The sequence below is a fragment of the uncultured Neptuniibacter sp. genome (assembly GCF_947498015.1).
GTDB lineage: Bacteria > Pseudomonadota > Gammaproteobacteria > Pseudomonadales > Balneatricaceae > Neptuniibacter.
Map to the genome: position 1 here is coordinate 80,455 of NZ_CANMIR010000015.1, position 10,589 is coordinate 91,043.

Here is a 10,589-nt window from a genome sequence, read left to right on the forward strand (position 1 = left end):
CAACTTACCTCTGAGAAAAATGTCCAATGATTCACCAATATGACAGGGGATTCAGGAGAGCAGTCAAATCCCCTGAGGAGTGTAGATATGCGAATAAATATTCAACACACCCACTTGAGCAAAGTCGCCACCCTTCTGAGCGGGCTACTCTTATCTGTGGGCGCCCAAGCGATAGAAGCTAAGCGGTACGTCGATAATGGGGTTCAGATCAGCTTACAAAGCTCCAATGACGTAATTGTCAGATCAACGCACTTAGAGAGATCGACTCATGGCTGGGAGCTGAACGGTCGACTCACCCGGGACTGGCTGAGCCGCGGATTAGATCAAGGCTATATCGAAGCGGTGGTCATCAATAAACAGGGAGAGGTGATTCAAACACAACAGTTAGCGCTGGACCTGCAGACTGATGATCAGTTCGAACGCTTCTCTGGTTTCTGTTTCCGCCTGAACAGATCACCCGATCAGATTGGAGAGATCCTGGTAACCCATGTGGAGTAGATATAGATGCGAGTGCTGTGACCGGTTAATCCACCGGGTACAGCACTACAAGAGCAGCGTCTGCAGAGAGATCGGCCTGCCCGTTTCGCCGGCTTCACGTCTGGGGAGAATATCCACACTCGGCCAAACACCGCTTTGCAGAGACTCAGCGTAGGGTAGTGATACCTCCGCTTTACGCATGGTTTCAACCGCTGCCTTCCAATCGTAACTCAGCCTGTGCCAACTGGCTTCGACCCCATCTGCTTTAGGAGTCAGCAGCAGATACCAGCCCTCTCGGGTACCATCATTGGCAGGCATCCCTATGACACCACTGTTTAGCCAGAAGCCATTATCCACTTGCTGACCAAAGGGGATACCTGAATGCCCACCGATCAGCACATCTGACTGAGTTAAGCGTAGCTGTTGTGCTTTATATGCAGGATCACTACTGGCAAAGATAAACTCATTGATCCGGGAAGCACTGCCATGAATAACAGTGAAACGTTTTCCCTGAAGAGTAAAACTCAGCTGGCGGGGAAGTGAAGCCATCCAACGAGTTTGCTCCAGCAGCACCTCTCTTTTGGCAAAGCGATACCACTCTACAGATAACAGGGAGCAGGTTGAGTCCTGATCAAACCCACACCCACAATCCTGGGCATCACTGGCCAGGGATTCCTCGCAATTGCCCATCACCACCGGACACCCCCACGCCTGTATAAGCGAAACGGTCTGCGCTGGACTCGCACAATAGGCAACAAGGTCACCGGTACATATCACCCTTTCAGGAGGAATCTCTCTGGCGCCGGCCACCGCCCTGACAGCCTCTGTTGCCGGCAGATTACTGTAGGGGCCTCCAAACACCAGTACTGTTCCGTTGAACTCTCCCAGATCCATCTCAATACACCCCTGTCAGGTCACAGGTTGAAGTTGTTTTTGACGACTGCCACCGAGCAGGAAGAGCAGACACCCACCCAACATCACTACGACACAGATCCAGAGTAACTTAGTATATTTGTGAACTTCACCCAACAGCTGAGAGTGCCCTGATGACTCTGTGAAATAGAGGATCGCTCCACCTAACGCCAGGAAAAAACTACCAGTGTAACTCCACACAGGAATATCCCTACGTCCACCCCAGAGGCTGAATAGGATCACTGGAAGCAGATACATCGATGCTGTACCGCTGACCGCAACCGCACTGAAGAGATCCTTGTTACCCCAAAAGACCATCGCTAAACCGGCCAGCATGAATAACGCCATGACAATCCGGCCACTTCGCAGATTCAGCGGCATCACACGCATATCCACCACCATCATCTTCGCAGCACTTGTCAGGGTACTGTCCAGTGTCGACATCGCAGAAATTATCAACGTGGCGCTGAACAGGAACATCGGCAGTTCGCCCAGTAATCGGGTTAAAGCGGCGTTCATCGCCTCACCCTCTAAGGCATTCGCCCCTGCAATGATCCCTAGGGAACCAAACGCCATAATGCAGAGTGCACTGATCCATCCGGCATGTATGAAACTGCGTCGGGTCGTCTCACGATCTGCCAAAAAGCCACGATCCATCATCACCGGATCATGCATCGGGTAGCTCCATACCTGTAACAGCGCCACCAGCAGCAAAATAGGGCCCGGTTCAGAGATCTCAAACGGTTTAAACTGCAGCAGCTCACTGTTGAAATAACCATGCCCGGCCACCAGCGCCAGCAGAGTCACCAGTACAAGGATAAACACGATCATCTGAAACAGATCGGTGCGCAGTGAAGCCTGTAATCCCCCCAGTGCCGAATAGATCAGAGTCACTAAAGCCAGACCGATAACCGCCAGGGTATAGGACTCAGTGCCGACCGCACCAAAGAGGATTCCGATCACCAGCAAGTTAGCGAATACCTCACTAATCAATCGCACTCCGATGACGAAGTTATAACAGCGCGTTCCCCAATGACCGAATTGATCAGCCAAAAACAGCTGTACACTCGTATAGCCTCGCTCAAACCGGAGGTAATCGATAATACGCCCCCCTGTCAGAAACGAGAGGTAATAAGCAGCGTACGCTAGCGTGCCCCAAATACCGTAATAAAAACCGAGAATTGCAGCATTGAGTAATGAACGCGCAAAGATCCACGTTGTGACCTGAGAAAAGATCAGCGTCAGTAGTCCCGGGGCTCTACCCTGTGCCGACTGCCCTCGATAAAAACCATTCTCATGGTTAACCCTGCGAGAAAGCACCATTGAAACCAGTGCTAACATTACAACCAGAGCAGCCAACCAAATTTCCATCCATAACTCCTAGTCATGCCGTTGCGAGCGATATGGAGATGAGACAGAAAGAGCACACCAGGGTTCAACCTCGCGAGATAAAAAACTGTACTCTATGCAACCACAACCCAATTAACCATAATAAGTATGCGTGATTTATATCAAGTCAGTGACTGAATCCCGATATCCCTTTTTTCTCAGTGGATTAAAGTCATCTATCATGAGTCTAGAGTCATGTTGTTTTGCACCTGATGAGCGGGTGGAGATCTGTTTTTAAACCAACACAGTTGCAGAGAACCAGTATGTTTAAAAGATATTTATATGCCCTGATCATCTGCCTGATACCTATGGTCAGTACAGCCAATCCTGTTTTCAAAATTGCCTTCGCGCAGGATGATATGCAGAACGACTTCCGCCGTGCTCAAGTTGAGGAAGCGGCTGATCGCGCAAAACATTACCCGGCAGTAGAGTTCATATTTTCTGATGCCCAGGGCAGAACCTCCCTCCTCATGCATCAGATTGAGCAGTTTATCAGCCAACAGGTAGATGCCCTGATTATCGGTACTAATGATTCAAAGACCGTCGTCCCTGTGATTGAAAAAGCACACAGTAAAGGTATTAAAGTGATCATTCTTGATCGGGGTGTTGATACCCAATCCTATTCAACCTTTATCAATTCAGATAATCGTCAGATTGGTGCAATCGCCGGCGAATACATTGCCAAACAACTTAAAGGCCAGGGCCGGGTATTACTCCTCGAAGGCATTCAAGGTGCCGATGTCACCCAACATCGATCTGAGGGGTTTCTCAACGTTGTCGGACAGTACCCAGAGCTGCAGGTCACACGACGTACCGGCAACTTCCTACGTAAAGATGCCCTGCTGGCAACTGAAGAATTAATACAGCAAGGCTTCCGGTTTGATGCCATCTTTGCTGAAAGCGATAGTATGCTAAGCGGCGTTCGCCCCGTCATCGAACAACAGGGTATCGATCCGGACTCGATTATCAGCGTGGGGGTGGATTACATTGATGAGGCCCGACAAGCTATTATCAGTGGAACTCAGACAGCCTCTATCTATTTCCCTTTAGGGGGGGATGATGCCGTCGATGCGGCAGTAAAGCTGCTGCAAAAGCAACCGGTAAAGCGTCACCTAAAGCTGCCTGCTGATCTTCTCATCACAAAGGACAATGTCGATCAGGTTGATCCGATTTTTTGAGGCTCATTATGCTGCATGCCAATCTAAACCGAACAAAGTTGCGTGGGCAAAGCCTGACCAGAAAGTTTGCCATACTGGTGACATCTGTGATCTGTCTGTTACTGATCGCTCTGGGGCTCTATTTTGATTCTTTTCTGCAGAAGAGTTTTTTACACACGACTGAAAGTCGCATGCGGCATGCCTTTGACACAATCCAACACCGATTTGATGACATAGAGCAGGAGTTAATCGACGGGATTCAGTTCATTGGACAACACACACCTACCATCGCGTCCCTCAACCTCCTTCAGCGCTATGAAGACCGCAAAAACTACAACACATTTCTGATCGATGAAGAGAAAAAAAGTCTGACGCTGGAACTGCTGAGAAGGGTTAAACTCTCTTTCAACACCCATATCCTGCTGTACAACCATAATGGAGAACTTGTCAGCTACGTTATCAAGAAAGCAGACGGCTACCACCTGAATTACATCACCTATCAATCCGGCAAACCAGAACTCTACAGTCGACATGAACAAGCCGATTCGTTTAACCAGGTTCCTATCAGCACACTGAGTCTGGATCAGATCGACTATCTGCACAGTGATTACTACATTAGCAACAATCCGCAGGCACTGACCTACAACTACAATAACAACGCATTATTTATACGGTCCCATCTGAGTTTAAATAGCCCACAGGATAACAATCTGTTCGCCCACATTGAGATGTGGAAAAAACTGGATAGTCAGTATTTTTCTAAACTGGGCCAGGATCTGAACATTGAATTGCAACTCCTCCCTACTACACAGACCACTAAGCCATCAGGGTTTCTCTCCGAACTAGAACAGGTGCAGACGATAGCGATCAACCAATCCAGTCACAATTATATGAGCGCTATCGGAATCAAAGCAGATGAAGCCACAGTGAGCCTGCTGGCATCCCTTGATAAAGCACCCCTGAACCAGGCTCTGCATGAAAACCGAGAGCACCTGCTCGCTATTATTATCCTGATTGCGCTTCTATCCCTGATTTTAATGTCGGTTTTTATCAAACGTCTGGTCTACAAGCCACTCAGTATCGTGATGAATCAGGTTGAGAAGATAGAACAACAGGATTACAGCAGGTCAGCTAATTTACAGACTGCAGATGAATTTGAAGTGATCTCTCACAGCATCAACGAACTGGCGAAAACAGTCCGTATCAGAGAGGACTCTCTGGAACAATCCAAAGACCGAATGGAGTACCTTTCCAATCACGATGCCTTGACCAATCTACCTAACCGGCGCTTCTTCTCACTTCGACTGGAACATGCACTGGAGCTAGCTCGCAGAAATAACGAGCAGTTGGCACTTTTCTTTATCGATCTGGACCAGTTTAAGCAGGTCAACGATACTCAGGGGCATATCGTTGGCGACCAACTATTGGAACGGGTGGCAGAACGTCTGAGAAATCATGTCCGCAAAAGCGATACTCTGGCGCGTATCGGCGGTGATGAATTCAATCTGCTGATTGAAAAGGTTGAAAGCATTCAACAGCTGGAAACAATTGCCGATCACTACCTTAAACTGATTGAACAACCCTTCTCCGTAGCTAATCAGGTTCTTAATATCTCAGCTAGTGTAGGTATCTCGGTATTTCCTCAAGATGGTACCGACAGCGTCACCCTCATCAAAAACGCTGATATGGCGATGTATAAATCTAAAGAGCTGGGTCGTGACAACTTCTGCTTCTTCTCTGACGACCTATCACGCATTGTTAACGAAAGAGCCTCTATCACTCAGGCACTACGCGAAGCACTGAAAACAAAAGAGGAATTCAGCCTGCTCTACCAACCCAAGGTCTCTGTTACCACCGGAGAGATCGTCTCGGTTGAGGCATTGATTCGCTGGAATCGCCCCGGCTACGGCCTGATCTCCCCCGCAGCGTTCATTCCTGTAGCCGAAGAGTATGGCTATATTAGCGAGATGGGTGGCTGGGTGTTACAACAGGCATGCAATGATTTTATGCAGCTGGCTAAACAGGGTGTGCGGTTACGCTATATCGGCGTCAATCTCTCCAACATTCAACTCAGCAACCGAAACTTCATTGCAAACCTGTCACGCATTATTGATGAGAGCGGCATCCGTCCTGAACAACTCGAACTGGAGATCACTGAAAGTTATCTGGCAGATGATCTCGACGATGCAATTCATACCCTGAATACATTACGCACTATGGGGCTGGGAATTGCGATCGATGACTTTGGAACAGGTTATTCCGCCATGAGCTATCTGCAAAAACTCCCCGTCACACGACTTAAAGTAGATAAGTCGTTTGTAGATGACCTCCCCCATGATGACAACAGCATCGCTCTGGTGCGAGCTATCATTGGATTAGCAAAGAGCTTTGATCTAGCTCTGACAGCAGAAGGGGTCGAAAATGAGGCCCAGCTCAACTTCCTGATTAAGGAGGGATGTGATGAGATTCAGGGGTATTACTACTCCAAGCCGCTCAGTTTTTCAGAACTGACCAGCTTCTACCATCGGCATCACTCCAGCAATGTTATCAAACTCCACCCCAACAAAAGCTAGCGACTCAAGTGTTTCTGCAGATCATACTCAGCTTGTTGTAAGTCGTAGGAGAGGCTGATCCGTTGATCGCCAGCTTCCTGCAGAGATGCTTCCAGATCCCTTAACTCGACGAGCTGCTTGCGTCTTTGTGATGTGGTTAGCCCCTCACTCACCAGCGATCTTTCCACCTGAACAATCTGTTTATGAAGTGAATCGATCTGCTGATCGTTGCGTTTTATCTGGTTCTCAACCTGACGCACCCTCTGCTCTAATTGGTAGAGCGCTCGTCCCTCCCTGTAGGCATTTTCAAATTCAGCGGAGAGGGATTTAGGGCAAACCGGATTGTACTTTGCGCCTTTGTGCCCCAGTCGGTAGCCATTGCCAGGCTGGCAATAAGCCTGAAGACCCTGTCCACGCCCCTCAAGGTATGCCTGGAGATCGACTCTTATCTGGTACTCCGCACACGCTTGCTGATGGTCTGCGACAAATGTTTCGGACTTACCCTGCGCTCCATCACGATACCCAATCCCCTGCCAATCCCCCGTTACGCATTCACTCTGGTTCAGACTGGCACAACCCGACAGGCTGATAATAGATCCCGTAACAATCAGCAAACGCAACATAGAGCATCCCTCTGGCAACACCTAAAAAGGGGAGCATAATACGCTGAAGCTGAATACAGTTGAAACCGCAGGCCTCCAGGTCTCAGAAGACCGGTACGAGTTTATAGCCCTGGGTCTGCCATCCAATCAGAGAAACAAAGCCATCAGCCACCAGATCCAGCGCTTTTGGTAAGTGCTGATTATCAATCTGAAAGAGCTCTGTAGCGATTGCACAGACCTCCATACGTACGCCTCGCAGATGCAGTGCCTGAATACTGGCCTGAATGGAAGTAAATGCTTCCTCATATTCAAAAGTGAGTTCCGGATCAGCAGTCTGGCTGAGGAACTTAACCGTAGGCCCGATAATAACGACGACCATCTCCGGCTTAACTCCCTGCCTGACCATACCGTCATAGGTTCCTACGATAAGATCCATGTAGAAAGCGGTTTTCTTCGCAGTTTTGAAATCGATTAGAAAGACCGCTTTGGCTTCAGACAGGCCATTTAATGCAGCAGAGTCGTTATACGCGGTTTTAGCATATGAGCCACTGCTGCCCATTAGTACAATGCTCAGCAGAACAGTTTGAAGGTAGTAATACATGAACAGAACCCTACAATAGCGGCGTTAAATTTACCGGATAATCAGATCAGGTAACCAGCGCTTATCCCGATCAAGCTCATCCCGCTCACCCTCATTCATGGGAGGAACAGAGAGATCATCCGGTGGAGATGCCAGCAGATTCAGGTCTACCGCCTGCGCTTCTCCGTTGATCACTCCATCCTCTATATGCATCTGGTAGTAGATTCCATTCCAGAAGTTGGCACCGAACTCCTCCCTCTTTTTATACATAAACAGCAGATCATGTGATAACCAGCTCAGATCTTCCTGAGTCACCAGATGCGGCTGCTCATAGGGGTACGCAAGGTGGCACCAGAGTTCAGGCCCCTCAAGACATTTCATCTCTTTCATCGATAAAAAATAATCCGTAAAGCCACTATGATCCATATGCAGTTCATAGTGGCTGCCAGAGATCCCCGGGGTAAAATCTACGGTTCCAATGATCGATTCATTACCCTGCTTATCCAGCAGAATAATCTGCTTTTTCCCATCTAGCGGGGCGGCATGACCACTCGCAGATACGACAATCAGCAAAAGTGCCCTAAAGACCGTCCAAAATCGGTAACCCTGATCCATAGCTTCCCTCCAGCCCATAAACTGTTCTGTTTCAGTTTATGCCGGATAGGGTGAATCGCTATGGTACTTGTGTACTGATTTTGCCTACCCCCATCAATTTAGTAATCTTCAGATAAAACGTATATTAGACTTAAAAGATATGGCAGAACCGAATAGGGCCTTCAGCCAGATTTAACAAGCGAGGCAGGCTTTTTGGATAGAGTTCAGAAGCCAGCACCACACTCTGATCATCTCAGCTTGTTATTCCGATGCTGTAAAAATAGGAAGATATTGGAGAAAAGATGGGTTCATGTTGTCAAAATGATCAAAGCTTTGACGGTGCATCAAAAGCCTATAAGAAAGCCCTATGGTGGGTTATCGCCATCAACGCAACTCTGTTTCTGGTTGAAACAGGTGCAAGCTTTCAAGCTAGCTCACAGGCACTTCAAGCTGATGCTCTGGATTTTCTGGGGGACACCGCAACCTACTCACTGTCTCTGTTAGTGATCGGAAGGTCCCTGGAGGTCAGGAACAGAGCGGCGCTCTTTAAAGCGCTCAGTCTATTCGTTATGGGACTCTTTGTTTTTGGGATGACCCTTTATCGCGTCACCATTTTGAAGGTTCCAGAAGCCAGTACAATGGGAGCTGTAGGATTACTCGCATTTGCAGCGAATGTTCTCAGTGTCCTGATTTTACTGCGTTTTCGCAATGGCGATGCCAATGTGCGTTCGGTGTGGCTATGTAGCAGAAACGATGCGATTGGCAATTTGGCCGTCATCCTGGCTGCAGCGGGTGTTTGGCAAAGCAGCTCAGCATGGCCGGACCTGATCGTCGCCAGCATAATGGCCGGACTCTTTACCTGGTCCTCTGTGCAGATCCTGCAACAGGTCAGAAGCAGTCAGATTGAAGCCGGCAAGTGCAGTAAGTGAATAAGTGTTAATTAATTTTGCAGGCGGTAGATGTTTTAGATAGAGTTAGAGATTCGTACACTTTTTAACCAGCCAGGAGTAGACCATGATGAAGATGGCTAAGAAAATCTGCAACCTTAAACTGCTGCACTTTTCGATCCTGGCATCGTTGTACGCTATCAACCCGGCTCACGCAGGTCATATGCAAAAAATCCTGCCCGCCAAACAACTGAAAAAGATCCAGCATGAATACGATCAGGAGACATCTGCACGTTTCAACTCCTGGAATCAGCTGATGTCCGACAGTAAAAACAAAACTGATGCTGAAAAATTAGAACTGGTAAACAACTTCTTTAATCAGATGAAGTGGACGGAAGATCAGGAACTGTGGAAACAGAAAGATTATTGGGCAACACCCATTGAGAGCCTGATCCGCAACGCCGGAGATTGTGAAGACTTCTCCATCGCCAAGTACTTCACACTGCTTGAGCTGGGTATCCCCGTTGATCATCTAAAAGTCTCCTATGTACAGGTCAAGGAGACACGACAGGCACATATGGTACTTGCCTACTATGAAGATGACCATGCAGACCCATTGATTCTGGATAATATGAAAACCCAAATTGTACGGGGGTCTGAACGATCGGATCTTGCTCCGATGTTCCATTTCAATGGCGAAGGCGTCTGGAGTAAAGACTCTCCGGGTACTCGGGTAGATTCCGCCCTGAAGATTCGTAACTGGGCCGATCTCATGCAGCGGCTGGATCAGGAACAGAGCTAATCCTTACGATCCCTCAGCCCCTATTTATTAAAGCCCCGTTAAAACGGGGCTTTTTCATACCCGTGACTCCATAAACATCATGCCATCATGACAAATTCGTCATGACCAAACTGACACCCGCGAGAATGGACACGTCAAAAGCCAACATTAAACACTTATAAATCAATGAGATAAAAACATAAGAAAGCTGGCATCACTTCTGCAGTAGATAAGGTAATTGAAAAAAACCTATCTCAGGAGCGACATCATGAGTCATGTAGAAGAAAATGTAGAAGTAATCGGTGTTGTCCCATCTGTCCTGATGGTCATCGGTGGATTGGTTGTTGCGATCTTCCCAGCCATTGTACAGATTGCGCTTTTACTCAACTGATCAGGCCTAAAAACCTGTCCCCTGCAGAGCATCACACCCCACAGGATGCTCTGCCCCTTCCTGATTCACAATCCAATAACAGATCAATCACTGAACGTCATTGCGCGTTTAAGCCGCACACAAGCATCTAGGCGTAAATAAGCGATCGAAATTAAGATTTAATAGTGAGGATACTTAAAGAAAGGAGCGATTGGTGCAGATGGGGAGACTCGAACTCCCACGCCCGTGAAGGCACTAGCACCTGAAGCTAGCGTGTCTACCAATTCC

At 48.1% G+C, this 10,589-nt stretch carries 11 protein-coding genes; 6 read left to right on the forward strand and 5 right to left on the reverse strand.

All coding sequences use genetic code 11. The features are described from left to right. Positions 1 to 87: 87 nt before the first annotated feature. Entirely contained in the window at positions 88 to 498 is a 411-nt protein-coding gene (locus Q0882_RS15445; protein ID WP_299183490.1) for a hypothetical protein, read from the forward strand. 45 nt (positions 499 to 543) lie between these two features. Here the strand turns inward: Q0882_RS15445 and Q0882_RS15450 are convergent, their stop codons facing one another. Beyond that, complete coding sequence (locus tag Q0882_RS15450; protein ID WP_299183493.1) at positions 544 to 1,371, reverse strand: metallophosphoesterase family protein; 828 nt, start codon at positions 1,369 to 1,371, stop codon at positions 544 to 546. A gap of 15 nt (positions 1,372 to 1,386) precedes the next feature. Further along, positions 1,387 to 2,760 (reverse strand): sodium:proline symporter, encoded by a 1,374-nt coding sequence (locus tag Q0882_RS15455; protein ID WP_299183496.1) that lies wholly within the window; start codon positions 2,758 to 2,760, stop codon positions 1,387 to 1,389. Positions 2,761 to 3,041: 281 nt separating this feature from the next. Here Q0882_RS15455 and Q0882_RS15460 point away from each other — a divergent pair, with 281 nt between their 5' ends. Further along, complete coding sequence (locus Q0882_RS15460) at positions 3,042 to 3,956, forward strand: substrate-binding domain-containing protein (protein WP_299183498.1); 915 nt, start codon at positions 3,042 to 3,044, stop codon at positions 3,954 to 3,956. A gap of 8 nt (positions 3,957 to 3,964) precedes the next feature. Further along, entirely contained in the window at positions 3,965 to 6,508 is a 2,544-nt protein-coding gene (locus tag Q0882_RS15465; RefSeq protein ID WP_299183499.1) for an EAL domain-containing protein, read from the forward strand. On the opposite strand, the gene Q0882_RS15470 is transcribed toward Q0882_RS15465, so the two are convergent. The 3 genes from Q0882_RS15470 to Q0882_RS15480 all read right to left on the reverse strand — a co-directional run bounded on the left by Q0882_RS15470 (position 6,505) and on the right by Q0882_RS15480 (position 8,284). After that, positions 6,505 to 7,110, reverse strand: a complete 606-nt coding sequence (locus Q0882_RS15470; protein ID WP_299183502.1) for a DUF2799 domain-containing protein — start codon at positions 7,108 to 7,110, stop codon at positions 6,505 to 6,507. The genes Q0882_RS15465 and Q0882_RS15470 overlap by 4 nt on opposite strands. A gap of 82 nt (positions 7,111 to 7,192) precedes the next feature. Further along, entirely contained in the window at positions 7,193 to 7,690 is a 498-nt protein-coding gene (locus Q0882_RS15475; protein ID WP_299183504.1) for a DsrE family protein, read from the reverse strand. Positions 7,691 to 7,720: 30 nt separating this feature from the next. Continuing rightward, the gene (locus Q0882_RS15480; protein WP_299183506.1) at positions 7,721 to 8,284 is read right to left on the reverse strand and encodes a hypothetical protein; all 564 of its coding nucleotides are present in this window, start codon (positions 8,282 to 8,284) and stop codon (positions 7,721 to 7,723) included. Between the two features lie 281 nt (positions 8,285 to 8,565). On the opposite strand from Q0882_RS15480, the gene Q0882_RS15485 reads away from it, so the two are divergent. From Q0882_RS15485 to Q0882_RS15495, 3 genes are all read left to right on the forward strand, one after another. Then, entirely contained in the window at positions 8,566 to 9,192 is a 627-nt protein-coding gene (locus Q0882_RS15485) for a cation transporter (RefSeq protein ID WP_299183508.1), read from the forward strand. 85 nt (positions 9,193 to 9,277) lie between these two features. Continuing rightward, on the forward strand, positions 9,278 to 9,952 hold the full coding sequence (locus tag Q0882_RS15490; RefSeq protein ID WP_299183511.1) for a transglutaminase-like cysteine peptidase: 675 nt from the start codon (positions 9,278 to 9,280) through the stop codon (positions 9,950 to 9,952). Between the two features lie 247 nt (positions 9,953 to 10,199). Beyond that, positions 10,200 to 10,322 (forward strand): hypothetical protein, encoded by a 123-nt coding sequence (locus tag Q0882_RS15495; RefSeq protein ID WP_299183514.1) that lies wholly within the window; start codon positions 10,200 to 10,202, stop codon positions 10,320 to 10,322. Positions 10,323 to 10,589 lie beyond the last annotated feature (267 nt).

Coding starts and splice junctions, on each gene's coding strand:
- Q0882_RS15480 (WP_299183506.1), bottom strand. CDS start 8,284: ATGGATCAGGGTTACCGATTTTGGACGGTCTTTAGGGCACTTTTGCTG.
- Q0882_RS15450 (WP_299183493.1), bottom strand. CDS start 1,371: ATGGATCTGGGAGAGTTCAACGGAACAGTACTGGTGTTTGGAGGCCCC.
- Q0882_RS15465 (WP_299183499.1), top strand. CDS start 3,965: ATGCTGCATGCCAATCTAAACCGAACAAAGTTGCGTGGGCAAAGCCTG.
- Q0882_RS15495 (WP_299183514.1), top strand. CDS start 10,200: ATGAGTCATGTAGAAGAAAATGTAGAAGTAATCGGTGTTGTCCCATCT.
- Q0882_RS15455 (WP_299183496.1), bottom strand. CDS start 2,760: ATGGAAATTTGGTTGGCTGCTCTGGTTGTAATGTTAGCACTGGTTTCA.
- Q0882_RS15475 (WP_299183504.1), bottom strand. CDS start 7,690: ATGTATTACTACCTTCAAACTGTTCTGCTGAGCATTGTACTAATGGGC.
- Q0882_RS15490 (WP_299183511.1), top strand. CDS start 9,278: ATGATGAAGATGGCTAAGAAAATCTGCAACCTTAAACTGCTGCACTTT.
- Q0882_RS15445 (WP_299183490.1), top strand. CDS start 88: ATGCGAATAAATATTCAACACACCCACTTGAGCAAAGTCGCCACCCTT.
- Q0882_RS15485 (WP_299183508.1), top strand. CDS start 8,566: ATGGGTTCATGTTGTCAAAATGATCAAAGCTTTGACGGTGCATCAAAA.
- Q0882_RS15460 (WP_299183498.1), top strand. CDS start 3,042: ATGTTTAAAAGATATTTATATGCCCTGATCATCTGCCTGATACCTATG.
- Q0882_RS15470 (WP_299183502.1), bottom strand. CDS start 7,110: ATGTTGCGTTTGCTGATTGTTACGGGATCTATTATCAGCCTGTCGGGT.